This window comes from Dellaglioa sp. CoH-55-MRSF-7 (genome assembly GCF_056782235.1).
Map to the genome: position 1 here is coordinate 128,811 of NZ_JBXAYI010000003.1, position 25,498 is coordinate 154,308.

The 25,498-nt window shown below is 33.0% G+C and carries 26 protein-coding genes; 21 read left to right on the plus strand and 5 right to left on the minus strand.

Annotated features, from left to right (window positions below; translation table 11 throughout):
* Positions 1-40 precede the first annotated feature (40 nt).
* From AC1RPU_RS04375 to AC1RPU_RS04425, 11 genes are all read left to right on the plus strand, one after another.
* Entirely contained in the window at positions 41-1,015 is a 975-nt protein-coding gene (locus AC1RPU_RS04375) for a Stealth CR1 domain-containing protein (protein WP_481761538.1), read from the plus strand.
* Between the two features lie 16 nt (positions 1,016-1,031).
* Positions 1,032-1,979 carry a glycosyltransferase gene (locus AC1RPU_RS04380; RefSeq protein ID WP_481761537.1) on the plus strand — a complete coding sequence of 316 codons (948 nt, stop codon included), beginning with the start codon at positions 1,032-1,034 and terminating at the stop codon, positions 1,977-1,979.
* Positions 1,980-2,070: 91 nt separating this feature from the next.
* Positions 2,071-3,186 (plus strand): EpsG family protein, encoded by a 1,116-nt coding sequence (locus AC1RPU_RS04385; RefSeq protein ID WP_481761536.1) that lies wholly within the window; start codon positions 2,071-2,073, stop codon positions 3,184-3,186.
* A gap of 38 nt (positions 3,187-3,224) precedes the next feature.
* Positions 3,225-4,154 (plus strand): glycosyltransferase family 2 protein, encoded by a 930-nt coding sequence (locus AC1RPU_RS04390; protein WP_481761535.1) that lies wholly within the window; start codon positions 3,225-3,227, stop codon positions 4,152-4,154.
* A gap of 86 nt (positions 4,155-4,240) precedes the next feature.
* Positions 4,241-5,128: a glycosyltransferase family 92 protein gene (locus AC1RPU_RS04395; protein WP_481761534.1), complete on the plus strand. Its 888-nt coding sequence runs from the start codon at positions 4,241-4,243 to the stop codon at positions 5,126-5,128.
* Between the two features lie 15 nt (positions 5,129-5,143).
* The gene (locus AC1RPU_RS04400; protein ID WP_481761533.1) at positions 5,144-6,676 is read left to right on the plus strand and encodes a lipopolysaccharide biosynthesis protein; all 1,533 of its coding nucleotides are present in this window, start codon (positions 5,144-5,146) and stop codon (positions 6,674-6,676) included.
* Between the two features lie 87 nt (positions 6,677-6,763).
* Positions 6,764-7,642, plus strand: coding sequence for a glucose-1-phosphate thymidylyltransferase RfbA (gene rfbA, locus AC1RPU_RS04405; protein WP_481761532.1), 879 nt, complete (start codon positions 6,764-6,766; stop codon positions 7,640-7,642).
* Entirely contained in the window at positions 7,642-8,223 is a 582-nt protein-coding gene (rfbC, locus tag AC1RPU_RS04410) for a dTDP-4-dehydrorhamnose 3,5-epimerase (protein ID WP_481761531.1), read from the plus strand. Before rfbA ends, rfbC begins: the two co-directional genes overlap by 1 nt.
* Before the next feature lie 19 nt (positions 8,224-8,242).
* Positions 8,243-9,271, plus strand: a complete 1,029-nt coding sequence (rfbB, locus tag AC1RPU_RS04415; RefSeq protein ID WP_481761530.1) for a dTDP-glucose 4,6-dehydratase — start codon at positions 8,243-8,245, stop codon at positions 9,269-9,271.
* Between the two features lie 47 nt (positions 9,272-9,318).
* Positions 9,319-10,164 (plus strand): dTDP-4-dehydrorhamnose reductase, encoded by an 846-nt coding sequence (gene rfbD, locus AC1RPU_RS04420; protein ID WP_481761529.1) that lies wholly within the window; start codon positions 9,319-9,321, stop codon positions 10,162-10,164.
* Between the two features lie 104 nt (positions 10,165-10,268).
* Positions 10,269-11,081: a sugar phosphate isomerase/epimerase gene (locus tag AC1RPU_RS04425; RefSeq protein ID WP_481761528.1), complete on the plus strand. Its 813-nt coding sequence runs from the start codon at positions 10,269-10,271 to the stop codon at positions 11,079-11,081.
* Positions 11,082-11,111: 30 nt separating this feature from the next.
* On the opposite strand, the gene AC1RPU_RS04430 is transcribed toward AC1RPU_RS04425, so the two are convergent.
* The 4 genes from AC1RPU_RS04430 to AC1RPU_RS04445 form a co-directional block, all read right to left on the minus strand.
* The gene (locus tag AC1RPU_RS04430) at positions 11,112-12,404 is read right to left on the minus strand and encodes an APC family permease (RefSeq protein ID WP_481761527.1); all 1,293 of its coding nucleotides are present in this window, start codon (positions 12,402-12,404) and stop codon (positions 11,112-11,114) included.
* A 103-nt stretch (positions 12,405-12,507) separates the two neighbouring features.
* Positions 12,508-12,735 (minus strand): DUF2922 domain-containing protein, encoded by a 228-nt coding sequence (locus tag AC1RPU_RS04435; RefSeq protein WP_409022132.1) that lies wholly within the window; start codon positions 12,733-12,735, stop codon positions 12,508-12,510.
* 22 nt (positions 12,736-12,757) lie between these two features.
* Complete coding sequence (locus AC1RPU_RS04440) at positions 12,758-12,958, minus strand: DUF1659 domain-containing protein (RefSeq protein WP_409022133.1); 201 nt, start codon at positions 12,956-12,958, stop codon at positions 12,758-12,760.
* Between the two features lie 99 nt (positions 12,959-13,057).
* Positions 13,058-13,621 (minus strand): sigma-70 family RNA polymerase sigma factor, encoded by a 564-nt coding sequence (locus tag AC1RPU_RS04445; RefSeq protein ID WP_481761526.1) that lies wholly within the window; start codon positions 13,619-13,621, stop codon positions 13,058-13,060.
* Between the two features lie 258 nt (positions 13,622-13,879).
* Between AC1RPU_RS04445 and AC1RPU_RS04450 the strand changes: the two genes are divergently transcribed.
* The 3 genes from AC1RPU_RS04450 (at position 13,880) to AC1RPU_RS04460 (ending at position 17,700) form a co-directional block, all read left to right on the plus strand.
* Positions 13,880-14,731, plus strand: coding sequence for a competence protein ComK (locus AC1RPU_RS04450; protein WP_481761525.1), 852 nt, complete (start codon positions 13,880-13,882; stop codon positions 14,729-14,731).
* A gap of 90 nt (positions 14,732-14,821) precedes the next feature.
* Complete coding sequence (locus tag AC1RPU_RS04455) at positions 14,822-15,922, plus strand: glucosaminidase domain-containing protein (protein WP_481761524.1); 1,101 nt, start codon at positions 14,822-14,824, stop codon at positions 15,920-15,922.
* Positions 15,923-15,987: 65 nt separating this feature from the next.
* Positions 15,988-17,700 carry an N-acetylmuramoyl-L-alanine amidase gene (locus AC1RPU_RS04460; RefSeq protein ID WP_481761523.1) on the plus strand — a complete coding sequence of 571 codons (1,713 nt, stop codon included), beginning with the start codon at positions 15,988-15,990 and terminating at the stop codon, positions 17,698-17,700.
* Positions 17,701-17,739: 39 nt separating this feature from the next.
* Here the strand turns inward: AC1RPU_RS04460 and rlmD are convergent, their stop codons facing one another.
* On the minus strand, positions 17,740-19,137 hold the full coding sequence (rlmD, locus tag AC1RPU_RS04465; RefSeq protein WP_481761522.1) for a 23S rRNA (uracil(1939)-C(5))-methyltransferase RlmD: 1,398 nt from the start codon (positions 19,135-19,137) through the stop codon (positions 17,740-17,742).
* A gap of 105 nt (positions 19,138-19,242) precedes the next feature.
* Here rlmD and recX point away from each other — a divergent pair, with 105 nt between their 5' ends.
* The 7 genes from recX to AC1RPU_RS04500 all read left to right on the plus strand — a co-directional run bounded on the left by recX (position 19,243) and on the right by AC1RPU_RS04500 (position 25,493).
* Positions 19,243-20,052 (plus strand): recombination regulator RecX, encoded by an 810-nt coding sequence (gene recX / locus AC1RPU_RS04470; RefSeq protein WP_481761521.1) that lies wholly within the window; start codon positions 19,243-19,245, stop codon positions 20,050-20,052.
* Positions 20,049-21,170, plus strand: a complete 1,122-nt coding sequence (mutY, locus tag AC1RPU_RS04475; RefSeq protein WP_481761520.1) for an A/G-specific adenine glycosylase — start codon at positions 20,049-20,051, stop codon at positions 21,168-21,170. The genes recX and mutY overlap by 4 nt, the downstream gene beginning before the upstream one ends.
* An 82-nt stretch (positions 21,171-21,252) precedes the next feature.
* Positions 21,253-21,810, plus strand: a complete 558-nt coding sequence (ntdP, locus tag AC1RPU_RS04480; protein ID WP_481761519.1) for a nucleoside tri-diphosphate phosphatase — start codon at positions 21,253-21,255, stop codon at positions 21,808-21,810.
* Positions 21,811-21,970: 160 nt separating this feature from the next.
* Positions 21,971-22,951, plus strand: a complete 981-nt coding sequence (locus AC1RPU_RS04485) for a LacI family DNA-binding transcriptional regulator (RefSeq protein WP_481762409.1) — start codon at positions 21,971-21,973, stop codon at positions 22,949-22,951.
* Positions 22,952-23,182: 231 nt separating this feature from the next.
* Positions 23,183-23,440: a hypothetical protein gene (locus tag AC1RPU_RS04490; RefSeq protein WP_481761517.1), complete on the plus strand. Its 258-nt coding sequence runs from the start codon at positions 23,183-23,185 to the stop codon at positions 23,438-23,440.
* A gap of 16 nt (positions 23,441-23,456) precedes the next feature.
* Positions 23,457-24,203, plus strand: coding sequence for a sugar phosphate isomerase/epimerase family protein (locus AC1RPU_RS04495; RefSeq protein WP_481761628.1), 747 nt, complete (start codon positions 23,457-23,459; stop codon positions 24,201-24,203).
* A 3-nt stretch (positions 24,204-24,206) separates the two neighbouring features.
* Positions 24,207-25,493 carry a gluconate:proton symporter gene (locus AC1RPU_RS04500; protein ID WP_481761516.1) on the plus strand — a complete coding sequence of 429 codons (1,287 nt, stop codon included), beginning with the start codon at positions 24,207-24,209 and terminating at the stop codon, positions 25,491-25,493.
* The last annotated feature ends 5 nt before the right edge of the window (positions 25,494-25,498 follow it).

A 25,498-nucleotide genomic window follows, 5' to 3' on the forward strand; every position in this document is an offset into this window, starting at 1 on the left:
AATATTAAAATCACTAATAAATATTAAGGAGAACTTAGTCATGAGTGATAATTTTAAAATTGATTTTGTAGTGACATGGGTTGATGGAAATGATGATATCTGGCGGAATAAAAAAAATAAGTACGCGGGAAACAAAAATTTAAATGCGGATGAACGTTTCAGAGATTATGATATTTTTAAATGGTGGTTTGAAGGTGTAAAAAAATTTGCACCATGGGTAAACCATATTTTTTTAATTACCGACAAACAAGTTCCGAAGTTTCCATTGGACATGAAAAATCTAACAATTGTTGATCATTCTGATTTTATTCCTGAAGAATATTTACCTACTTTTAATTCGAATGTCATTGAAATGAATATTCCAAGAATTAAAAATTTATCGGAACATTTTATCGTATTTAATGACGATACGTTTATAACTAACAAGGTAGATCCAACAGATTTCTTTTCTCAAGATGGGACTCCTAAGGATGTAGGATTAATGGGACTTATTCAACCGTCGGAAGAATTTTCGTTAATACCTTTTAATAATATACTTATTATTAATAAGTGGTTCTCAAAAAATAATATTTTGAAGAAGAATTTCTTTAAAATATTTAATTGGCAATACGGGTTTCAAAATGTAAGAAATTTCTTAGTTTTACCATATAGGTCTGTTCTGGGATGGTATGAACCGCATTTGCCTAGTAGTTTATTGAAAAGTACATTTAAAGAAATATATCAAAAAGAACCAGCTTTGTTAGCCGAACTTAGTAAAAATCGTTTTCGTACTAGAAATGATGTAAATATTTGGTTGGCACGCGATTGGCAACTTTCAAAAGGGAATTTTGAACCACGTAGATTTTCGTTTGGAAAGTTTGAGAAGTTGCCAGAAGATGGAGATTTTTCAAAAATAAAGCGCGCCTTAAAATCCAAGGCAAAAATAGTTGTTATAAACGACATATCGTTACCATTGGAGAGCCTTTCAGAAACGAAAGAACAATTAAGAAAAATATTCGCTGAACACTTTAGCTAATTAGGAGGATCTAATTATGAGTGACGTTGCAATTTTAATGGCTACCTACAATGGTGAAAAATTTTTAATGGAGCAAATTGAAAGTATTAAGAATCAATCATATGGGAATTGGCACCTATTTATTAGAGATGATTTTTCGAAAGATAATACCAGTAAAATTTTAGATAATTTTAAAAGAGATCCTAAAATAACGATACTAGATAGCTCGCTAAATATTAATGAAAAGGGCCAATTAGGAAATTTTGAAATTTTAATGAATAACGTTCCAGACCAGTATGAATATGTTATGTTCTCAGATCAGGATGATGTATGGTATACAAATAAAATTGAGATATCATTAAATGAAATTAGACACCTGCCTAACGAAAAAGTACTGCCTAAGCTTGTATATACGAATTATGACGAGTTTTTTGAAGTAGTGGGGGACGGAAGTGTGAACTACAGTGGTGTAGAAAAGAAAAATAAACCAACATATCAACGTATTTTTCTACATAACTGGTTAATGGGTAATACGATGATTATTAATCGTAACTTATTAGAAATTTCAAAAAACATCCCGATAGAAGCAGTTAATCATGATGCATGGCTTGCATTAGTTGCTGGATTATATGATGGGATTGGATATATAGATAGTGCGACTGATGGTCATAGAATGCATTCATTTAATATTACAAGAGGTGCCGATGCACATAAAAAAAGTACAATTATAAAAAGTAAGTTAATTGATTTAAAAAAATATAAAGTTAAATTTGATCGATTTTCCAAATTGGTTAATGAATTAGAACTACAATTTTCAAATTCGCCTATTAAAATAAAAAAAAGAATTACTATGTTGAAATATTTTGTAGAAAAGAAGGGTATCGAAGCCATAATATTTGGCAAAAAGAATGGTTTTTTTACCAATATTCACGGTCACAATACCTTACTCTATTTGGAGGAAATATTAAGGTTATTCAAAAAATAATGTTAGTATTTACATAAAATTTAATTAAAAATGGAATACAGCATAAGCAAATTTCATTAATTGTTTAAGAAATGACTATCTAGGAGTTTATATGACATATTTATTTGCAATAGTAACCAATTTCTTTTTGGATCATGTTCATGGTAAAAAAAATAATATCATTCCGTTCATTGGAATCGGAATATTAGCATGGCTAGCGGGTGCTGCTAGTAAGATGACGACGACCGATTATCCTAGTTATCTTATTAATTATGATAATAGTTCTTTAGCACCATATAATCACCAATTTGAGTGGGGCTATATGTGGCTTTCTCGAATTTTTGCGGCAAACGGAGTGACATATGCTGATTTTAGATTAATATTATTTATTGTTAGTTTTATTATTTTGACAGTTGCAATATTAAGATTTACAAAGAATTTAGGATCTTTTGTTTGGGTTTTTGCAATTTTTCCTTTTTTTAATGAGGCAACACAGGCACGTAATTTTTTTATGATTTCTATTGCTCTATTAGGGCTAAGTTTTTTACAGAAAAAAAATGTAAAAAATATTATTATTGCCATCGGATTAATCTTATTGAGCGCATCAATGCATTCATCTGGATATATATTTTTAATAATAATTCCCTTAAGCTTTTTGAGCGAAAAATATGTGAAAATTTTTGTACAATTAATTATTGGTTTTTTTGTAATTTTAACAATTGTACAATTTATTCCAGGTTTAAGTGGTTTATTGAAAAATATAATAACGAAAGTTTCATTGCATTCATCTAGGACACAATTGTTTGATAAACTGAACACAAGTTATGCTGCTGGTTCATCAAAAATAATGCTTATAGAAATAGCTTTATCATATTTTTCAATGTTAGGACTTGGATATTATTTTTTGAAAATTAATAGCCTATCAACTGAGATTAAAAATAAATTGAAATTGTTATTCTTAATTTCGTTAACTGGTCTTGTAGCACTCCCATTTTTAGTTATGTCGATACAATATCAACGGTTCCAACGTAACTCTTTCGCACCAATTATAATTGCATACGCGCTAATTAGGGAGCATAAAGATGAGATTGATAGTAGAATATTATTAAAGATTGATTTAATGATGGTGGGGATACTCTTATTAGCTGTTATAGCGTTTTATGGAGTGTTAGTACCACAAGAATTTGTTGACAGTATTCCATATTTAGTACATTGGAAATCGCTTTAGCATTGTCGTTTAAAGAAAAGTAATTAAGGAGTAAATTTTTGAAAAATATAGCTGTGATTATGTCAACGTATAATGGCGAAAAGTACGTCGAGGAACAATTAAATAGTATTATTGAGCAAAAATATAAAAATGAAGATAACATACAGATTTATGTTAGAGATGATGGTTCAACAGATAATACAATAGATATTTTAAAAAGATACGAAAATAAAAATTTGTTAAAAATAATTTATTCAAGCGGAAATATGGGTGTTAAACGTTCCTTTTTTGAATTACTTAGGGTTGTCGATGCTGATTACTATTTTTTTTCTGATCAAGATGATGTTTGGGTTTCAGATAAAATAATGCAATTTATGGATAAATTTGATTTGTTAGACAATAAAATAACACAAGCTATATTTTCAGATCTTATGATTGCTGATAAAAAGGCTGTTTCAACAAATATTAAAATGTCTAAAATGTTAGTAGGCGAAAATTATAATCATTCATTGAATGATTTATTATTCAATTTTAAAGTAACCGGAGCGGCATTAGCAATTAATAAGAAACTAAGAGATGAAGTACTTATGTTAACAGATGAAGATATTGAAAATGTAACAATGCATGATTCAATTATTGCTAAAATCAGCTCAGCAAGTGGGAATTTAACGTACATTGATAAAGTAACGGTTTACTATAGACAACATGAAAATAACGTCATCGGAATTGGTAAGAGTAATGTACACTTGTATGAAGTTTTTCGTAGATTAAAAATAAGATATAAACAATTAGGTCGGATTAAAAAGGAAAATATTGTTCTGTATGAAAGATTTTCTAATATCATTAAAAATGATACTGAAAAAAAAATGCTAGAAGATACATATAAGTTTTATGATACAAAGAATATCTTTAAAAGATATTCTTTGTATCATAAATTTCATAGTTTAATTAATACAACAGCACAAAGAATAATTATATGGTTTGTTTAATAGAGAGTGATTAGGTGGTTACTATCAATTTAATAAAAAAAAGTTTTAGGCGTAATTTTATTACGGCATATAATATGATAAAGTATATGAAAAATAAGATGAACTACGGAAATAAAAGGTATAAACAAGTAAAAATAATTGAAGAAAAAACTGATTTTATTAATAGCGTGTCATTAGTGGCAATTATTAAAAATGAAGCACTATACGTTCAAGAATGGATTGAATATCATAAAATTATTGGTATATCAAAATTTTATATTTATGATAACGAATCTACTGATAATTTAAAAGAAATTTTAGAACCGTATATTAAAAGTAAAGTGGTTGAATATATCTATTTTCCGGGTGATAAGCAACAAATACCAGCATATCTGGATGCTGTCGAGCGCTGTAAGACAGAAACAAAATGGCTATTAACACTAGATTTAGATGAATATTTAGTATTAATTGATGAAAAAAATATTGATTCTTTTTTAAATGAATTTAGTGAAAACGTTGCTCAAATTGAAATTGGTTGGGTGATGTTCGGCTCATCTAATTTGATTAAAAAATCAAATGGATTAGTTACTGAGACATTTTTAAATAGATCAAAAAATGATATTATTTTAGATTCAAAACCTATCGTAAATCCTAGATTAGTAATTGATATGAGAATACCACATTGGTATGATGTGGCCGGTAAAACGACTGATGAAAACGGAAATAGGTTATGGGGATATCCATGGACAAATGAAAAAAGACCTAAAATTGTATCAAGGGAACACGTGAGGGTTAATCATTACTATGCAAAATCACTTGAAGAATTCGAGAATAAAGTAAAAAGAGGATATGCTGATCAAAGTAATGATATAAAAGAACGTAGTTATCTTGATTTTAAGAAGCACGATATTAATGATGTCTATGATAACGGCATGTTAAAGTACACGGATAAAATTAAAACAGAAATTAAACGTGTACAAGAACTTAACAGATGAGGGTAAGTGTGATGTATGAATAATAATTCTCGAACTGGTATAGCAGCTAAAAATACATCAATCGCTGCACTATCGCAAGTAATAATGTTAGTTTTGAAGTTTGCATTGCAGACAGTATTTATTAAAACTCTTGGTGCCGATTACATGGGAATCAATGGGCTATATGCTAATGTGTTGAGTTTTCTATCCTTTGCTGAATTAGGGATTGGTGGGGCGATAACGTACTCACTGTACGATCCTCTTGCTACTAGTAATCATGGTGAAATTGCTGGTGTCATGAATTTATTTAGAAAAGTGTATAATGTGATTGGTATCGTAATTTTGATTATGGGTTTAGCATTTACTCCATTTATAACTATTTTAATGAAGGGCGGTAGTCCTGTACCATTTCCGCGAGTTATGTTTGTACTATTTTTATTAAATACGGTTGTTAGTTACTTTTTTACGTATAAACGTTCCTTATTAATTGCAAATCAAGAAGGATATAAGGATAGTTTAAATAGATTAATTTTTACGATAATGCAGACAGTATTACAAATTATCTTTTTACTTTTATTTAGACAATATGTTTGGTACTTAGTAATCCAAATAATTATAACATTGTTATCTAACTTGAGAATTTCAAAACTTGTTGATAGGGAATTTGAATTTCTTTCCGAAATGAAAACTGTTAAAGTAAATCCTAAAGTCATCAACTATATGAAGAAAAATATATTTGGGACTGTTTCTTCAAAAATTGGTACTATATTAGTTTTTGGAACGGATAATATATTAATATCGGCATTTTTAGGCGTTAGATTAGTAGGAATATATTCTAATTATATGCTGATTGTAAATAGTATTTCCAGTGTGTTGACACAAAGTATCTCTGCTGTCACAGCTGGATTAGGTAATCTAGGAGTAACGGAGGATGAAGATTATCAAGAAGTTGTGTTTTATCGTTATATGTATATAAATGCCGGTATTACATCAGTTATTGCTATAACGTTATACGCAGTTATTGAATCTTTTATTAAATTTTGGATAGGATCAAATTACGTCTTATCGAACTTTACCGTGTTACTTATTGTTATAAATTTTGTACTTGTTCAATTTAGACAGACTGTATTAAATTTTATTGGTGCACGTGGATTATTTTGGCCAATGAGATATAAATCACTACTTGAAGCTGTAGTTAATATGATAGTTTCAATTCTTTTGTTAATGACAACAAATCTCGGCATTAATGGTATATTAATTGGTACAATAGTAAGTAATATTGGAATTAATTTATGGTGGGAACCACTTATCTTATTCAAATATGGATTCAAACGTAGTATGAAAAAATATTATCTTAAATATTTTGGTTATATGGGAATAATTGGAATAGAATTAGGAATAATTTCGTATTTACTAAAAATTATTGTAATTCAAGGGATTTTCAGTATTTTGATAGCATCTGCTGTTGTATTTATTCTAGCAAGTACATTATTCTATTTCTTATTTATTAGATATGACGAAACAAATTATGTTAAAAAATTGGTTTTAAGAAGGATATTAAATAAATAATGATTTTTATTTTTAAAAGCTGTGTTAAGTAGTTATTGTAGCTACCATTTACAAAAATTAATTAGAATATTTTAGGAGGAAAAGTGTATGAAGGGAATAGTTTTAGCCGGAGGTAGTGGGACTCGTTTATATCCATTGACACGTGCATCAAGTAAACAGCTGATGCCGATTTATGATAAACCAATGATCTATTATCCAATATCAACATTAATGTTGGCAGGTATCAAGGATATTCTAATTATTTCTACTCCTGAAGATACGCCACGTTTTCAAGAATTATTGGGCAACGGTTCTGAATTAGGCATTAATTTAGAGTATGCCGTTCAACCTACACCAGATGGATTAGCAGAAGCATTCATTATTGGTGCTGATTTCATTGGTAATGATAGCGTTGCGCTCATCTTAGGTGATAATATTTATTATGGTCCAGGTATGACTAAGATGCTTGAACGGGCTGCAAATCAAACTGAGGGGGCTACCGTATTTGGTTATCAAGTGCGTGATCCCGAGCGTTTTGGTGTTGTTGAATTTGATGAGAGCCATAAAGCAATTTCGATTGTTGAAAAACCGGATCACCCTAAAAGTAATTTTGCAGTAACAGGCTTATACTTTTATGATAATTCAGTTGTTGATATAGCAAAAAATATTAAGCCGTCACCACGTGGCGAACTTGAAATTACGGATGTTAACAAGGTCTATCTTGAAAAAGGAAGACTACATGTTGAAATTATGGGACGTGGATTTGCTTGGCTTGATACAGGGACACATGCAAGTTTACTTGAAGCAGGGCAGTTTATTGAAACTGTTCAAAGAATGCAAAATATGCAAGTAGCTAATTTAGAGGAAATCGCCTATCGAATGGGTTATATTTCACGCGAACAATTAATTGATCTAGCACAACCACTCAAAAAAAATGATTATGGACAGTACATGTTACGTATCGCAGAAGAAGAGGATAAAAAGTAATGGGTAAATTAAAAGTATCAACAACAAAGTTACAAGATGTTAAGATTATTGAACCAGCAGTATTTGGTGATAATCGCGGCTTTTTTACGGAGTCATATTCAGACAAAGATTTCAAAGAAGCTGGAATAGATATTGATTTTATCCAAGATAATCATTCATTATCAACACAAGCTGGCGTTTTAAGAGGACTTCATTTTCAACGTGGAGAAGCTGCACAAACTAAATTAATTCGGGTCGTGACAGGGGCAGTACTAGATGTTATTGTCGATGTTCGAAAAGGTTCACCTACTTATAAACAGTGGGAAGGATATATTCTTTCTGCAAGTAACCATCGCCAATTATTAGTTCCTAAAGGGTATGCCCATGGATTTGTAACATTAACAGATGATGTTAATTTCCTTTATAAATGTGATGGTTACTACAATGCAGCAGCAGATGGTGGGATTTCATTTAAAACTCCTGAACTAAATATTGATTGGCCTATTGATTTTGACCAAGCAATTACATCTGAAAAAGATGCTGCACAACCAACGTTTACAGAGTTTGAAAAAGACAATCCGTTTGTGTATGGAGAAATCTAAATAGGAGAGGTGTTTTTAAATGAAAAATATTATTGTAACAGGTGGGGCCGGATTTATTGGTTCTAATTTTGTCCATTATGTGGTTAATAACCACCCAGATGTTCACATTACCGTGTTAGATAAATTAACTTATGCAGGAAATAAAGAAAATTTAGCTGGACTACCTGCTGATCGTGTTGAGCTAGTAGTGGGAGATATTACTGACGCTAAACTAGTTGATGAACTTGTTAGCAAAACAGATGCGGTAGTACATTACGCTGCAGAAAGTCACAATGATAATTCTTTAAAAGATCCATCACCTTTTATTCAAACTAATATTATCGGAACATATACATTGCTAGAAGCTTGTCGTAAATACAATGTCCGCTACCATCATGTTTCAACTGATGAAGTGTATGGAGACTTACCATTACGCGAAGATTTACCCGGTCATGGGGAAGGTGAAGGTGAAAAATTCACACCTGAAACACGTTATAATCCAAGCAGTCCATATTCATCAACAAAGGCTGGATCAGATTTATTAGTTCGTGCATGGGTGCGTTCATTCAATTTACAGGCAACAATTTCAAATTGTTCCAATAATTATGGACCATACCAACATATTGAGAAGTTTATTCCAAGACAGATTACTAATGTTTTGAGTGGAATCCGGCCTAAGTTATATGGTTCTGGTAAAAATGTTCGCGATTGGATTCATACTAATGATCATTCAAGTGCTGTCTGGGCTATTTTAAATAAGGGTCGTATTGGTGAAACTTATTTGATTGGTGCGGATGGTGAACAAGATAATAAGGCTGTTTTGGAGTTGATTTTAGAATTAATGGGTCAACCTAAAGATGCTTATGATGTCGTTAAAGATCGCCCAGGACACGATTTACGATATGCTATTGATTCATCAAAATTACGTGAAGAGCTTGGTTGGAATCCTGAATTTACTGATTTTAAATCAGGATTACAAGATACGATTGATTGGTACCGAAATAATGAAAATTGGTGGAAAGCTGAGAAAGATGCAGTTGAAGCAAATTATGCAAAAAATGGACAATAATAACTAAGAATGGACTTAAGTCCATTCTTTTTTTGAAGGAGCTAATTATGAAAATATTAATTACGGGTGTAAATGGTCAATTAGGAACAGAATTAAGTCATTTATTAGATGAAAAAAAGATTGTATATACAGGAACTGGTTCTAAAGATTTAGATATTACTGACTCAAAAGCAGTTAATAATTATTTTTTAGATAATCGCCCAGAAATTGTCTACCACTGTGCAGCTTATACAGCTGTTGATAATGCTGAAGAAGAACCTGGTAAAGCTATTAATGAACAAGTTAATGTTATAGGTACTCAGAATATTGCCACAGCAGCAGAATCTGTGGGTGCTACGTTAGTTTACATTAGTACTGATTATGTATTTGATGGGACTAATGATCAAATGTATACAGAAAAAACACCCACTGCGCCTAAAAATGAATATGGTCGGACGAAGTTAGCTGGAGAAGAAGCCGTTGCTAAAATAATGAGTAAGTATTATATTATCCGTACATCATGGGTTTTTGGCGAATATGGAAAGAACTTCGTCTATACGATGCTAAACTTAGCTAAAACTCATGATCATCTGACTGTTGTTAGTGATCAGGTTGGACGGCCAACTTGGACTAGAACGCTGGCTGATTTTATGTTATATGCAGTTCAAAAAAATATTCCTTATGGGTTATATCAGCTTTCTAATGATAATTCATGTACTTGGTATGAATTTGCTAGTGAGATTTTAAAGGATGAAGTAGTTGAAATAAGTCCAGTAACGTCTGAAGAATATCCACAAAAGGCATACCGACCTAGACATTCAGTTATGGATTTGAGTAAAGTTAAAGCAACGGGATTTGAAGTACCAAGTTGGCAAGATGCTTTACATGAATTTATGGCTAAAATTGAAGTATAGAAAAGGGGAGTTTTCTAGTGATTTGAGAAATTGAATCATTAGAAGTCACTCCTTTTTATTTTCACCCAATTTAATGCTAACATAGTACCAAGGAGATGATTCAAATGACAATACCATTAGGATTAAAGGCGGGAACTGACCCAATTCAACTCCATGATCGGTTACAACATAATCCAGATATTTTTGAATTCTATCTAAATGAATTTGATGTTTCTGGAGATGGATTAAAACGATTATCAGATGAGATTGATGAGGTGAAGGCAACTACGAAGAAGATTGTCATGCATCATCCAATGAAGGTTGGTGAACAATCTGTTGAATTAGCCGTTTCCGAAACAGCTGATCCTAGGTTATATCGTTTTGTTAGAGAAAGTACTGAGACATTGATTCAGCTCGCAAAAGATAAATCAATTCAAACCCTCATTCATGGTTCATATAATCGACAAACGCCAACAATTATTGCTGAATATCCTAATTTTGAGGTTGCGGAATCAGCGTTATTTAATCGGATGGATTATTATCAAAAATATGGACAAAATAACGTCATGTTTGAGAATTCGATTTCTGATTTATTTTATTATGGGTCTGAAGAGATGGATCAGTTTATTCTACAAAAAGGGTATCGCTTAGCATTTGATACATCGCATGCCTTTATTAAACAAGCAGGTAGTAATACTGACTTACAAGCGAGTTTGAAACGGTTAATGCCAAATATCGTCCATTATCACTTAGTCGATTCAATGGGTAAATTTCATGATAGTTTAACTTTAGGAAAAGGCAAGATTGATTGGAAGTTAGCATATCCTTTGCTTAATCCAAATGCAACGACTATTTACGAAATTGATTTAGAAAATCAAAATGATTGTCGCGAAATGTTGGAAAGTCATGAATATCTACAAAATTTAATAGAAAAATAACCATTGGTTTTGAACTTTCAAAATCAATGGTTATTTTTTTCGGTTATCAAACCAGTAGAGTAAACACCCTAGTACTAACACGATAACGCCGAATAAGATGATTTTCCAATTAAAACTTAACAGTAAGTAAAGTGAGATAATTAATGCAAGGCTTGGAATAATTGGACCACCTGGTAATTTGAAACCTTTTGGTAAATTTGGATCATTATTGAATTTAAATGTTGCTAGAATTGTTGGTACATATTGGACAAACGATGCAAAGACAATGCATGATACTAAGAATAAATAACTACCGCTAAGTAGCAGGAGGATGCTTGTGATAGATGTCACAATGATTGCGATAACCGGTGTATTGTGTTTACTTTGCTTACCGATTATTTTTGGTAAAAGCTGATGTTCATTTGCTAGCGATGCAGCCACAATAGGTGTATTGAATGATACTGAGATGGCAACCCCAAGAATAGAGATCAACATCCCAATGATAATGATCATATAACCCCACTGACCAAAGATACTTTTGAATGCCGCAGCAATTGGTAATGAGTACGATCCTAAGTTAGGGCCAAGGATACCCACGGCAACCGTTTGAAGTAAAACATATAATAAAGTCACCGTTGCAATAACGCTTAATAGTGCTTTCGGAATATTCTTTTCCGGATTATCCATTTTAGCAGCAGCAATCGGTAAAAATGAAAAGCCAGTATACATATAAAAAATGACACCAAATGCTGTATTAAATTTCGTAAATAACTGAGTGTTACTGTGAATATCAGTCGGAATCATGGGCGTAAAATGAGCATCCTTAATGAAGAAAGCACCGACAATAATAAAGAGTAACATGATAAATACTTTAGCTGCAGAAGACAGATTGTCTGCGAAATCTAGAATAGCTGTTCCAAAATAATTAATGATGCCTAGAATAATGACTAAGGCAATTGCTGAAACATCATAAATAAGCGTTTGTTGTAATGCTGGAAAAAGTATTTTTAAGACAGTTAGTAACGCAGCAATTTCGGCTGACAAAGTCACTACGCCTAATATCCAAGTAAATATACCAACTTGAAAACCAGTAAATTTACCGAATGCATTATAGGCATATAACCAAGCCGCACCATCTTCCGAAAATTTACTTGCTAGTGTTGCGTAACAGAGCACAATCATGGTGACTGCTAATGCTGCAGCGATAATTGTAAAGATACTGAGTGGTCCAATATCATTATAAATTTTACCAGATAATAAGAAAATCCCCGATCCAATAATACCGTTAATTCCTAACAAGAAAACCGTGAAAAACGTCATTTTTTTATCTTCTATTTTATTCATTACAATCCCCCTAAATTTTAGAATAGCCAATATGATGTTAAAAGGCAATTGATAGGTGCTATGAGGGTACAAAAAAAGCCAACAATTAAGTTGGCTTTTACGGTTAAACTAAATCGTTTGTGTAGATTGGTGTTTCAATGGTTTCAACAAATTGTGCTGAGATAGGGGTTACGAACATTTTTTCGTTATCACGATGGAATAAATCAGAACCTGTAATGTCATCCATGGCTTTCTTAACGGTTGCTGGATCTAAATCTGTATTAACGTAACGTAATTTCATATGGCGCGTTTTACCCGCTTCATTTTTAAATGCTAAATCTAATTGTTTCATATAATTTCCTCCTTAGGTTTGATTAAGCTAAAAGACTTGATTCTGTGCGGATGGTCATTTTAACGGTGTTATCACCAGTTAATGAAGCAACTGTAGCGCCGAGTTGTGCAATAGCTTCGTTAGAGGCATTTTCAGTAATGTTAGCGAATGAACGTTTACGTTCAGAGCCGTCAGAACTTAATCCCTCAACGATAACGTTTGTTTTTACCCAAGTTTTACTCATATATGTTCTCCTTTGTGTGTCTATATTTGATAAGTGCCGCGACGCCTTACATAGATAATAAAGAATCGGTTAACCATTTTGTAAAGCAAATACTGATATTTATTCTTGATTCATTTGAGCAATGACTAAAAGTACTTTCCGACCGACGCTATTACGCCAGTTATAGGCTGTTTGACGGCTAACATGATGACTGGCAGCAATTTCTGTGACTGTTTTGTGTCTAATATAACAATCGACTAGATAATGTTGTTCGGCGTTTGAACAGAGGTCATAGAGTGATTTAAAAAGGTGTTCTGTAAATAATTTTTCAGCGATAGTATCTTGTGTTTGGAGGGTTAAATCAATGATGGAATCAGTTGGATTAGTTGAATCATCCTTATTAGGTTCTAAATGCGTTTGTTGATTAGATTGTCGATTAATTAAATCAAGAAGTCGCCAGTAGACACGTTGATAGGCGTAAACCATGAAAGTTTGTTCATTATCTTCAATAGTTTTAGGGTATTGGTCATATGCAGCGCTGAATGCTAATCGTGCTTCTTGTACGAAATCGTCATATGAAGCATGCGATTGATTAATCGACATTCTTTTTAGAACACCAAAGATAAGTTTTTCACGGTCATTTTTCAGTAGAAAAGCTAGACCTGGGTTTATTTGATTTGACATATTAGTAGAGTTGCCTCGTTTCTTTTAAGATCCCTTGGCCAAGGTTCTTAATTAGAATACGAGGTTATTCAATTTTAAAATAGACGACGAAATGAGCGTATTTATGGGTTTTTGATGAGCATTTAAGAATTAAAGGTAGACTATTAATTTTCTTAAGATAAACTTAACAATTAGACTTAAGTTCACACAAGATTAGTTACAATTAAATCTGTAACATAGGATAAGTTGTTAAATGAAAGTAAGAAAAGGAGTAGGCTATTGAACTTGGAGAATGAATTAGAACGGGATTTTAAAGAAATTATAGATTATCCAGAAACACGCTTATTGACTGTTGGGTCTCAATATTGGCGAAACTTGTTGGAGAATCATCCAATAATAGACGTTACGGATGATCATTTTTTTACAGAACATGGAATTGTAACGGATAACTATCAAGTGAACATGGAGACAACTTTGTATATTCACCATATAACACACAGACGGGATGATTTACGATCCATTATTTTTGATAAGCATAAAGATATTTTATTATGTAAATACACAACAACAAATTTTGTGAATCGCTTGATTAATGAAAAAATTCTAACTTTTGTCGCAATGCGTGCGATTGTGTCATTAGTTGAAAAGAAACAAGCTCTACCTTACACATGTGGTATGTATCAGTTATTTCCAGATAGTGGGCCATCAAAACGGGATGCCTCATGGACGGCAGGACACCATCTTGCTAATATTTCCGATGTAGAAAATGGAACTGATTTATTTTTCAACAATGGATTAAGAATTAGAGTTCAAAGTAAGTATTCGCAATTTCTAAAGCAATTAAATTTAGCGCATCTTTTTACAGATATTCAAGTTTCTTTGGCCAGTAAAATAGCTGCAGAACTTGGTTTTGAAAATCCAACACCCCAATTTAGATATCATGATGCTATCTTATCTTTAGTTCAGAACAGACGTGATACCTATGTGGATAAAATAGATTTCATTAAGGAAGTTAAGCATTTATTAGCCATCTACACGTTGAAAGGGTATTCTGATGAATCACCTGACGACTCAATTATCAAAAAAACGTGTAGTTGGGCGCATACTAATAGAGGCATTATGCGTTACTAATTGTAATCATAATGTAACGGAAAAAGGCGTTATTAGACATGCAAATTTGATATAATTAAAGCTGATAATTTCGGAAAAATAGGGGGAAATATGAAAAATAAAAAGTTGTTAACAAAATTAGTTACGGTAACATTTGTTGCTATTACGGGATTTAGCTCAATAAACTTACCAATTGGGAATCAAAGTAAAAATGAATCAACAGTTACGGCAGCCACGACTGCCCAAACAAAGGCTCTCATTGAAAAGAATGGACCAACGATTCAAGCAGTGTCAAAAGATAAAAACTTGTATCCATCAGTGATGCTATCACAGATGATTCTTGAATCTTCTTGGGGTCAAAGTACGTTGGCAAAAAAGGCTAATAATTTTTTTGGTATGAAGGGTGCCTATAAGGGACAATCATATTCAGTTAAATCATTGGAATATAATAGCAAAGGGAAAGCTTATTATGCGGTGTCTAAATTTAAAAAATACCCAAATGCTAAAGCATCTATTCAAGATTATGCCAACCATTTACGTAACGGTGTAAGTTGGGATGCTAAGTATTACTCAGGTACATGGCGTGAAAAAGCTAGTACTTATCAAAAAGCAACAGCATCATTGAGTTTAAAATACTCGACAAGTAGTGCCTACGGTAAAAAATTAAATAACTTAATTTCTAGATATAATTTAGCTAGTTTAGATAATACCGTTAAAGTCGCTTATAATGGCGCAGCCGGTTCTGAAACAGTCAAAGTAGCTAATACTGGTTACCGTCTTTACAATCATGTTAAAGGAACAGCAGGTAGTCGTGATAAAGGTGCGGCTGCTAAGTTGACAGGTAAGACAGTCTATGCGGACATGCGTGGCGTAAAAGAAGGTAGCACAACTTGGTATCGAGTAAGAGTTAAAGGCACATCAACGAAGTATTGGATCTATAAACAAGCATTAAAATTAAGAAAAACAAGTTATTCTACAGTAAAAAATACAGGAAATTTTAATAATAAATCATATCAGTTACATAATCATGTTTATAATTCAGATTATTTATCTAAAAAGACAGGTCAATCAAAAACACATAATAATAGAACTTATACAATTAATAAAAAAGCGATTATTACTGATTACAATGGGTCTAAATCAACGATGTACCGAGTCAAAATTGGATCTACTAATCATTGGGTCTATAAGGGAGCCATTAATAAACATTAATTTATTAGGTTGTTGAACTAATATTGCTAAGGGATAGCAATAAAAAAATAGGAGAGTTATTGAAAATGCAGAAAAAAATAGTAATGGGTTTTGCCATTGTTTTGGGGATTGTAGCGGCTGGATTAATGAATCAATCAGTTTCGGCTTCATCAAAGGTAAATAATTATATACATTCTCAACATATTGCACCAAATGAGATTACAAGTGCTATCTGGGGTGGTTTTCCAACCGATGATATGACTTATCGTCAAGGTAAACCAGAAGGTGTTGTTGTTCATGAAACAGCTAACCCATCATCTACCATATATGGTGAAATGGCTTTTATGAAAGCCAATTATGGTAATGCATTTGTGCACAGTTTTGTTGACGATCATAATATTATTAATATTGCAAAAACGAACGTCATGTCATGGGGCTCTGGTCCTAAAGGTAACCAACGTTTCGTGCAATTTGAAGAAACGCGTGTTCATAGCAAGTCGGCATTTGCACGAGAAGTTAATAATGCCGCCTACTATACTGCCTATATTTTACAACAATATGGGTTGAAACCAAGTTTAGCAACTGCTAGCAATCATGGAGCGGGCGCAACAGTTTGGGCACATGCAGATGTCAGTAAGTATTTAGGTGCAACTGATCATGGTGATCCAGTTGGTTACTATAGCGAATCTGGTAATAAATGGTTTAATGAGTCATATTCAATGTCAGACTTGTATGATTTAATCAAAGAATACTACACACAATTAGGTGTGAAGGTCGCATATCACAGTGCAGCTGGATCAGAAACTGTTCAGATGAATAATACAAGTTACCGTCTTTATAACCATGTTAAAGGGACGGTCGGCGCAGTCGATAAAGGTTCAAGCAGCAAGTTAAGCGGTAAAACATTGTATGCAGATATGCGTGGTGTTAAAAATGGTAGCACTACTTGGTATCGCGTCCGTGTTAAAGGGACATCCACAAAATATTGGATCTATAGTGACGCCTTAAAATTAAGAAAAGTAAGTTACTCACCAATGAATGTTTCAGCTAAATTTAATGGTAAGTCATATCAGTTACATGATCATGTATACAATTCAGATTATCTATCTAAAAAGACAGGTGATTCAGCCAATTATAAAAATAGAACATATACAATTAATCAAAAAGCCGTTATAACTGATTATAATGGTGCTAAATCAACGATGTATCGTATTAAAATTGGTTCAGATGATCATTGGGTTTACACAGGAGCAGTCAATAAGGATGCACTAGTTAATTTAGAAATGCATAGTGCATCTGGTTCAGAAACTGCAAAAGTTAATAGTAATAAATATATGCTTTATAACTCAGTTAAGAACTCTACTGATAATACGGTTAACTATGGTTCTTCAACACAATTAACTGGGCAAACAGTGAAATTATTAGCTCGAGCAGAAAATAGAAGCCAAGGAACAACTTGGTATCAAATTAAATCAGGATTAAATAAATATTGGGTTTATTCAAAGGCCTTAACATTTAATCAATCAATTACTTATAAGTCACTTAAACAGACTGGAACCGTAAGTACGACAAGCACTTACTACTTGCATAATCATGTTTATAATTCAGCATATTTATCAGTAACAACAGGAAGAGCAAGTGATGCTACAATTAGAGGTAAAGCAGTTAATGTAGATTGCATGGCTACAATTAAAGAAAATGGTAAAGAAGATTCATATATGTACCGTTTTACAGTTATTGAAACAGGAAAGACCTATTGGGCTTATGGTAGCGTCTTAGTTGGTCGAACGAATAGTTAAAGCAAAAAAAGAAGCCATTTTATGGCTTCTTTTTTTGCTTTATTTTCCTGAAGAACGACGTGATAATTTAACGACGGCTTCAACTTTTGATGTTTGTGGGAACATATCAACGGGTTGAATATAATCAACGCGGTATGATTTTGTTAACAATTCTAAATCTTTTGCGAGTGTCGATGGATTACATGATACATAAACAAATTTTTTAGGACGACTCTTATTGATGGCTTCAATTAATTGATCATCTAAACCAGTACGTGGTGGATCAACAACTAGGGCATCAGGTACGAAACCTTCTTCCAACCATTTAGGTAAGATATCTTCAGCTTTACCAACTTCATATGTGGTATTTTCTTGATGTGATAGAACAGCATTTTCTCGTGCATCTTCAATCGCTTCAGGTGTTGTATCCATACCGCGAACTTCTTTAGCACCATGGGCAACATAAAGGCCAACGGTACCAACACCACAGTAAGCATCAACTAATGATTCATTTTTATCTAAGTTAAGAGCTTTATTGATTTCATCGTATAAAACGCCAGTTTGAACTGGGTTTAATTGGAAGAAAGCACGTGCTGATAATTTGAATTTCATTTTACCAAGACGTTCCATGATGAAGTCTTGGCCAGCGATATTAATGGTTTCGTCACCCCAAATAAGTGATGTTTCACCTTTGTTGATATTTTGCATGACAGAAGTAACCATAGGTAATTCTTCTAAGATATGCATAACTAGTTCACGTTTCTTAGGTAATTTTGCCGAGTTTGTGATGAAGGTTAATTGAACCTCACCGGTATCAAAAGATTCACGAACAACAAGCGTTTTGATAATACCTGATTTAGCTTCTTCATTGTAAATAGGAATTCCGAGTTCCTCTAATAACGCAACAACGTGACGAATAACAAGCATTGTTGTAGGACGTTGCGTACTGAATTCTTTTAAGTCTACTAAATCATGACTCTTTGGTTTGTAAAGTCCAGCGATGACGTGACCATCTTTTTCGCGAACTTGGAATTGCGCTTTATTACGGTATTCATATGGATTTTGCATACCGATAGTTTCTTTTAAATCATAGTGTTCATAACCACGCGGTTTATATCTTTCTAAAGATTGTACGATAACATCTTTTTTGAAAGCTAATTGGCCTTTGTAGTTTAAATGTTCTAATTCAATTCCGCCGACTTCACTGTATGTTGCGTCTTTTGGTTCAACGCGAACAGGACTTTGTTTACGAATTTTATGAATTTTAGCGTTGATATAAGAATCTGCAACACTAGTGACTTCTGCTACAACGACTTCGTCTGGAAGAGCACCAGGTACGAATGTAATCTTACGTTTGTAATAGCCGATGCCTTCACCATTAATACCTAAGCGTTTAATAGTTAAAGGAAAACGTGAACCGGCTTCAATTTCTGATCCAAATTCTTGATTGTCTGACATATTTTTATAAACTCCTTATTGCTTTTTTCTTATTATAACACAGGAATATTGGCATTTTGGCAGTTCAAAGATATAATAACAAGATAAGCATTTAAAGGAGTCTATATGACAAAAAAAATCACAAAAATAACCACACAAAAACGTGCTGGACGATATAATGTCTTTCTGGATGAAAAATATGCTTTTCCAATTGGGGAAGAAGTTCTTATTTCATTTCATCTTGCTAAAGGGATGGAATTAGATGAGGCATTAATTAAACAAATTGCTGATGCAGATGATCGTTCAAAAGCGTATTCAAAAGCGTTAAACTATTTATCAACGCAAATGCGAACCGTAAAAGAGATTAAGGATTATTTGAAGAAACATGAAATTACGGAAGACGCGATTGAAGAAACAATCGAAAAGTTATATGAATTTAGATTAGTAAATGATCTTGAATATGCTAAAAGTTACGTTAGAACAATGATGCACACGTCGGATAAAGGACCAACAGTCATTCGCCAAAAGTTACGATTAAAAGGTGTTGCAGCTGAAAGTATTGATGAAGCCTTAGAAGAATTTCCAGTTGATGACCAATTAGAAAATGGAATTAAAGTCGCCGAAAAATTAGTTAAGCATTACCACGATCAATCGTTTAGTAATTTAAAGAACAAGGTTCGTCAGGCATTAATGACTAAAGGCTTTAAGTCTGATGACATTTCACAAATAATGGATGCCTTAGAACTTGAAATTGATCCCGAAGCCGAATGGGATGCACTTGTTAAACAAGGGGATAAAGTCTGGAAACGGCAACGTCGCTTGGAAGGTAGTCAGCGCGCCATGAAAGTTAAACAGGGGCTATTTCAAAAAGGGTTTCAGTTTGATGATATTAATGAATATATTGAGCTGAAAGAACAAGATGAGGCGCTTGAATGATAATGTGGGATGACGCAAAAATCACAGCTTTTCAAGAGGCATTGTTAACTTGGTATGATAGTGAAAAAAGGGATCTTCCTTGGCGCAGAGACCATGAACCCTACCATATTTGGGTATCAGAAATTATGCTCCAACAAACACAAGTAAATACGGTTATTCCGTACTATGAACGATTTATGGAATGGTTTCCGAGTGTTGAAAATTTTGCTAATGCGCCAGAAGAACGTATTTTAAAAGCATGGGAAGGACTCGGTTACTATTCAAGAGTTCGAAACATGCAAAAAGCAGCAAAACAAGTTGTTCAAGATTATTCTGGGCAATGGCCGCAAACAGCTAAGGAACTGCAAAATTTAGTTGGAATTGGGCCATATACTGCCGGAGCAATCGCAAGTATTGCTTTTAACGAAGTTGTTCCTGCCGTTGATGGTAATGCTTTTCGTGTATTTTCACGCTTATTTGAGATAGAAGATGATATTGCGAAACCACAGACCCGACTTATTTTTGAAAAAGTCATTCAACAAATTATTTCTAAAGAAAGACCTGGAGACTTTAACCAAGCTGTCATGGATTTGGGTTCAAGTTACATGAGTGCTAAGAATCCAGATTCTGAACATTCTCCAGTTAAGTCGTTTAATCAAGCTTATTTAGATGGTAAAGAACTTGATTATCCAGTGAAATCAAAGAAGCCGCGACCAGTTGAAATGCCCTATATTGCTTTGATAATTGAAACAAAAAAAGGGTATTTATTTGAGAAACGTTCTAGTAAAGGGATGCTCGCAAATTTATTAGCGTTTCCTTTAATTAAGCTGGAAGAACTGGAAGACAAACCAGGAGACGTGTTATTAACGGATGATTTAGTTATAAAATTAGGCCAATGGAGCCAAGATAATTTGAACCATAAGTTGATTTTTTCAGCATTAGAAGGTTCCGTCGTAAAACATACCTTTACCCATCAAAAATGGTTAATTGAATTATTTACCGTGAAAAGTAAATCGTTTGACTTAAGTTATTTTCCTGGCGAATTCATACTTGAAAAAGATTTTGACCAGATTGCAGTTCCTAAAGTACAACAAAAAATTTGGGACAAATATATCAGCCTTTCTTCAAATAAATTTTAGTAAAATAGTTCTTTTTTTGGTATAATATTCATGCAATCGATGTAAAATGCACTACGTGTTTAGAAAGTGGGTTTTGGTAGAGATGAGTAATCAGTCAAAGGAGCCTAAAGAGGGCGACTTCATTACCATAAAGAGTTATAAACACGACGGTAGTTTGCATCGAACATGGCGTGATACGATGGTGTTGAAAACAAGTGAGAATATGATTATTGGGTGTAATGATCATACATTGGTGACCGAAGCAGATGGCCGGCGATGGGTGACCAGAGAACCAGCAATTATCTTTTTTCATAAACACTATTGGTTTAATATTATAGCCATGATACGTGATAACGGCGTTTCTTATTATTGTAATTTGGCTTCACCAGCCACGTTAGATAAGGAAGCTTTGAAATATATAGATTATGATTTAGATGTCAAAGTTTTCCCAGATGGTGAGAAACGGTTATTGGATGTAGATGAATATGCAGAACACGGGAAAAAATGGGAATATTCTGACGATATCGATAAGATATTGAAGTATAACGTCCGAACACTTGTGGACTGGATAGATAACGGGAAAGGGCCATTTTCTAAAGAATATATAGATATCTGGTACAATCGTTACCTCGAACTAGCGGAACGTGAAAATAATAAATAAAAAGGATAATTCTGAATTTTAAGTAGAATTATCCTTTTTATTTACTATTTTAGTGAGGTATTTTCTAATAAATTGAGCAGTATGGTAATATATAGATAGTTTAGCAACGGAATAAAAGGAAAACTAGACGAAATAATATAATTAATGAATGGATGAAAAAATGGCTACTAAAGCGAATATAAAAGATGTTGCAAGTAAGGCAGATGTTTCAATCGCAACTGTATCACGTTTTTTGAATGGTAAAACAGAGCGTATGTCTAAAGAGACAGCATTGAAAGTCCAAAATGTGATTAAAGAATTAAACTATGTCCCTAATGACGCGGCTAGACAGATGATTACAAAAAAAAGTCGAATGATTGCTACAATTGTTTCAGATGTGGATGATTATTTTGCCACAGAAATGTTTAAAGGTATTAGCTCAATTTTAGATGCACAAGGTTATACAGCGGTTTTATTTGATTCCGATTCTAATAAATATAAAGAACAAGGTATCCTTAAAATTATTGGCGAAAAATCGTTTGATGGACTAATCATGCAACCAATACTTAGAAAAGAAGCCGATTTAAGGGATGCGGTTAGACGAGACATGCCCATTGTTATTGTTGATCGTGAACTTTCTGATTCTAGTTTAGCTAATGTTGTTACAAATAACTTTGATATTAGCCAACAAGTAACAAGATATTATCTAAATCAAGGATTTGATCAAGTCATTATCATTACTGGTGAAGTGACAGGTATTTCAACTCGGGAAGAGCGGTATAACGGAATTAATTCGGTCAGTCCAGACACTAAGGTGATTGAGGTTATAGATGGTGATACAAAATTAAATCAAACATATGCTGAACTGAAAAATAGATTAATACGTGATGATAAAAGAACGCTTGTATTTGCGTTGAAGGAACGTTGGTTGCTTTACTTACTACCTAAAATTATCGCTGATGGATTCATGGTCAATCAACGGGTAGCGGTAACGGGATTTTCAGATACTGAAGTCATAAAAGCGATTAATTCAGGAACTTCGTTGATTAATCAAAATCCTTTTTTACTAGGTGCTAGTGCAGCAGAATTATTGTTGAATGAATTAAATGGTGAAACAAATACGAAAAATAAAAAAATAATTATACCTGCTGAATTTAAGTAGATACTAATATGGAAAAGACTTGCTCAAGGGTAAGTCTTTTTTTATTGTCCTTAAAATGTAATTTAAAGTTAAAAAAATAAACAGGCTAGATACCTTACTGGAGTAAACGTTTACCTTGTTTAGAAATATATATTTATATTTAAGACTTGCAATTATGGAATACTGCATATATACTATCCATGTAAACGTTTACCTAACTTGTTAATAGATAATGAATTGGAGGCGCTAAAAATGGATAAAAGAACTTTTTTAGATGTTGATAAATTTGCGTTGGGCTTTGCCTCTACAACTGTAGAGGCTAAGTTTGAGGATGAAAACATGGTGAAAACGGCTAAGAATTACCTTGCAGCCTATTTGACGGCATATTACTTAGCAGAAAATTTTAACGAGATAGAACGAGAAAATTTTGATAATAAAAATGCAGAAAAATTCGAGGACATGAATTTTGAGACATTAATGAATAGGGTAAAGAAACTCAATAAATATTAATATTGGAGGAAAAATGATGACAGTTATTTTAAATACATGGATTTTTGAGAATGATGTAGAAAATGGAATTAAACAGGATGAATTGGTTGATCGCGTTTCAAAATTAAGTGTTGACGGTATCGAAGTTAGACGTGAATATTTTAAAGATTTAGATAGTGAATTACCCAAAGTTGCAAAAAAAGCAAAACAATACGGATTAATTGTTAATTATAGTGTTCCTGATCAAGTTTTTTTAGACAATGGCACGTTAAACCCTAAATTAGTTACTTATTTTCAAGAAGGTTTAATTATGGGAATCAAAAAAATTAAATTTAATATTGGAAATTTTGCGGCATTTACTGGAGATTTAAAGCAGGCTTTTAGTGAATTTCCTTTAGACAAAATAACAATGAATGTTGAAAATGATCAAACTGCATTAAGTGGCAGTGTTAAGGCATTAACGACATTTTTAGAAAGTGCTAAACGACAAAATGTGCCTGTTGGTTATGTTTATGATCTTGGTAATTGGGCTTTTACGAAACAAGATGCTATTCAGAGTGCAGATGAGCTTTCACAATACACGGACTATATCCATTTGAAAAACGTTATTAATAATGCTGGAAACTTAATGACGTCGAAAAATTTAGATGAAGGAATGTTTGATTGGCGAGCTATTTTAGCCCATCTACCAAAAAAAGTGGCTTTCGCTCTTGAATATCCGATGGATAACAAAGCGTTAATTCAATCCCAGATAGTGTTATTAAAAAAAGAAATTGAGGACTAGCTTATGGCAACCCTAATACCGATTTTATTATTAATCACTTTTGTAGGATTTATTATTTATATTTTAAAGGGTGGAAACATCATGGTCGGGTTCTTCGTAATGGCTATTTTATGGTCTATCATTGGACAAATTCCATTCGATAAGGCAGTTCAAAAAGTATTTGCTGAACCAGCATTGAATTATGGACCGACAATTATCTATATTGCATTTGGATCATGGTTCGGAAGGGTTCTTGTTGATAGTGGGATTGCGCCTGCAATTTCAGAAGCAACAAAAAAAGTTGGGAAAAAACGACCATTAATAGCAGCTATTTTAATTGTTTTGGTAACAGCGTTTATTTTTGTAAGCGCATACGGAGTGGGATCTGTGATTGCGATAGGGGTTATCTTATTACCAATCATGTTATCCCTAGGTATTCCAAGAGACATCGCACTTACTGCATTTGTCATGTCAATTGGGGCACCAATGTACATTAATGTTGTTTTATTCAATCAAATTAAAGCATTTTTTCCAAATGCCGTATACGGCGGACAATACTTAATCTTCGGTTGGACAGCAATGACAGTTCAATTAATCGCGGTAATTATTTTCTTAGTTTTACATCGCAAGAAATTTACTCAAGAAAATGTTGATTCAAATCTAAAAATTATTGGTGAGACACAACAAAATTCTGAAAGTCGCCCCATACCAAAAATTGCATTTGTTGCACCAATTATTCCGGTCGTTATGAATATGATTTTCGGCTGGGATGCTATTCCAGGATTAACTTTAGCAACATTGTTTGCGATAGCTGTTACTGGAAATATGAAAGGATATAAAAATTTCGTCGACTTCTTGAATAGTACGATTCAAAAAGCGATTGGTGATATCGCAGGATTGATTATGTTTTTAATGGCGTTAGTGATGTTTGCTGGTGCTGCTCAGTTGAACGCTGTTAGGTTTCAACATGTATTTAGTCTGATATTACCGCATGACCATTTAATCCTTGCTATTGTATTTGGAGTATTAGCACCGCTCGCGTTATTCAGAGGTCCGTTACATGTTTGGGGTGCTGGAGCTGCAACTGCAGCGGTTCTTTCGGGAACCGGGTTGTTCAATGATGCCTTCTTATTACCACTTCTCTATGTGCCTGCGCTTCTTGCTGTTTCAACAGGAATCACGCAATCATGGAATGTTTGGGGCCTTGATTATATGAAAGTTCAATCAAAAGATTTATTAAAAAGAGGTGTTCCAATCATGTGGTTTGTTTCAATTATTAATGAAGTTTTAGTTTATTACTTTTTCGGTTAAAATTA

Excerpts from the sequence above, each read along its gene's own strand:
- AC1RPU_RS04375 (WP_481761538.1), top strand. The coding sequence starts at position 41 with ATGAGTGATAATTTTAAAATTGATTTTGTAGTGACATGGGTTGATGGA.
- AC1RPU_RS04380 (WP_481761537.1), top strand. The coding sequence starts at position 1,032 with ATGAGTGACGTTGCAATTTTAATGGCTACCTACAATGGTGAAAAATTT.
- AC1RPU_RS04385 (WP_481761536.1), top strand. The coding sequence starts at position 2,071 with ATGACATATTTATTTGCAATAGTAACCAATTTCTTTTTGGATCATGTT.
- AC1RPU_RS04395 (WP_481761534.1), top strand. The coding sequence starts at position 4,241 with ATGAAAAATAAGATGAACTACGGAAATAAAAGGTATAAACAAGTAAAA.
- AC1RPU_RS04400 (WP_481761533.1), top strand. The coding sequence starts at position 5,144 with ATGAATAATAATTCTCGAACTGGTATAGCAGCTAAAAATACATCAATC.
- rfbA (WP_481761532.1), top strand. The coding sequence starts at position 6,764 with ATGAAGGGAATAGTTTTAGCCGGAGGTAGTGGGACTCGTTTATATCCA.
- rfbC (WP_481761531.1), top strand. The coding sequence starts at position 7,642 with ATGGGTAAATTAAAAGTATCAACAACAAAGTTACAAGATGTTAAGATT.
- rfbB (WP_481761530.1), top strand. The coding sequence starts at position 8,243 with ATGAAAAATATTATTGTAACAGGTGGGGCCGGATTTATTGGTTCTAAT.
- rfbD (WP_481761529.1), top strand. The coding sequence starts at position 9,319 with ATGAAAATATTAATTACGGGTGTAAATGGTCAATTAGGAACAGAATTA.
- AC1RPU_RS04425 (WP_481761528.1), top strand. The coding sequence starts at position 10,269 with ATGACAATACCATTAGGATTAAAGGCGGGAACTGACCCAATTCAACTC.
- AC1RPU_RS04430 (WP_481761527.1), bottom strand. The coding sequence starts at position 12,404 with ATGAATAAAATAGAAGATAAAAAAATGACGTTTTTCACGGTTTTCTTG.
- AC1RPU_RS04435 (WP_409022132.1), bottom strand. The coding sequence starts at position 12,735 with ATGAAACAATTAGATTTAGCATTTAAAAATGAAGCGGGTAAAACGCGC.
- AC1RPU_RS04440 (WP_409022133.1), bottom strand. The coding sequence starts at position 12,958 with ATGAGTAAAACTTGGGTAAAAACAAACGTTATCGTTGAGGGATTAAGT.
- AC1RPU_RS04445 (WP_481761526.1), bottom strand. The coding sequence starts at position 13,621 with ATGTCAAATCAAATAAACCCAGGTCTAGCTTTTCTACTGAAAAATGAC.
- AC1RPU_RS04455 (WP_481761524.1), top strand. The coding sequence starts at position 14,822 with ATGAAAAATAAAAAGTTGTTAACAAAATTAGTTACGGTAACATTTGTT.
- AC1RPU_RS04460 (WP_481761523.1), top strand. The coding sequence starts at position 15,988 with ATGCAGAAAAAAATAGTAATGGGTTTTGCCATTGTTTTGGGGATTGTA.
- rlmD (WP_481761522.1), bottom strand. The coding sequence starts at position 19,137 with ATGTCAGACAATCAAGAATTTGGATCAGAAATTGAAGCCGGTTCACGT.
- recX (WP_481761521.1), top strand. The coding sequence starts at position 19,243 with ATGACAAAAAAAATCACAAAAATAACCACACAAAAACGTGCTGGACGA.
- mutY (WP_481761520.1), top strand. The coding sequence starts at position 20,049 with ATGATAATGTGGGATGACGCAAAAATCACAGCTTTTCAAGAGGCATTG.
- ntdP (WP_481761519.1), top strand. The coding sequence starts at position 21,253 with ATGAGTAATCAGTCAAAGGAGCCTAAAGAGGGCGACTTCATTACCATA.
- AC1RPU_RS04485 (WP_481762409.1), top strand. The coding sequence starts at position 21,971 with ATGGCTACTAAAGCGAATATAAAAGATGTTGCAAGTAAGGCAGATGTT.
- AC1RPU_RS04490 (WP_481761517.1), top strand. The coding sequence starts at position 23,183 with ATGGATAAAAGAACTTTTTTAGATGTTGATAAATTTGCGTTGGGCTTT.
- AC1RPU_RS04495 (WP_481761628.1), top strand. The coding sequence starts at position 23,457 with ATGACAGTTATTTTAAATACATGGATTTTTGAGAATGATGTAGAAAAT.
- AC1RPU_RS04500 (WP_481761516.1), top strand. The coding sequence starts at position 24,207 with ATGGCAACCCTAATACCGATTTTATTATTAATCACTTTTGTAGGATTT.